Source organism: Carboxylicivirga taeanensis, from assembly GCF_051851475.1.
GTDB lineage: Bacteria > Bacteroidota > Bacteroidia > Bacteroidales > Marinilabiliaceae > Carboxylicivirga > Carboxylicivirga taeanensis.
The window spans coordinates 1-648 of the sequence record NZ_JBPUSJ010000118.1 but is presented as its reverse complement, the minus strand read 5'-3'; the positions used below and the strand labels follow the sequence as shown (position 1 = coordinate 648).

The window sequence follows — 648 nt, the reverse complement described above, 5'->3', positions numbered from 1 at the left end:
TGAAAACCCAACAGCGGCCCCTACTTTTAATGCACCGGTTTGTGATGGAGGCGAATTAGTTATCGCTGCCAATGCTGCTGGAGGTACAGGTGTTTTCAATACATATGTATGGACAAAAGATGGAAACCCTTACGGTGGTAATCAGGCTACCATCACCATTGATCCGGCCAGTGCGACTGATGCCGGCGTTTATGGTGTTACTGTGATCGACTCCAATGGTTGCAGCAGCCAAGAGACTACAGTAACAGTGACTATTCAGGCTCTACCAGTGCCAATCATTAATGGACAGGCTACTGAAACAAGCAGTGAGTGGTGTGATGGTGAGGATGTTACCCTTACAGGTGGAGGCGGCTCAACCGGTGCCAGCTATTCATGGTTATTGCCTGATGGATCTACACAAAATACAGCGGTGCTGACAATTACCAATGCCGATAAAGCGACTTACGAAGGAATTTATACCTTAACAGTCACCGAGGGAACTTGTGTATCTTCTCTTAATCATAATGTAGTTATTCATACGAACCGAGAAGCATTACCTGCTAATGAAGGAGACGTATGTTTAGGTGAGGACATCTCACTGCTGGGTAATCCGGCTGACATGATCAGCTATACGTGGACCAATGCCGGAGGAGTTGTGATTGGCACGGA

General features: G+C 46.9%; 1 protein-coding gene. It reads left to right on the top strand.

The genetic code is table 11. The features are described 5' to 3' along the window. Nucleotides 1-648 (top strand): hypothetical protein (locus ACSX1H_RS19500; protein ID WP_439185935.1); only part of this gene is annotated, 648 nt, incomplete at both ends.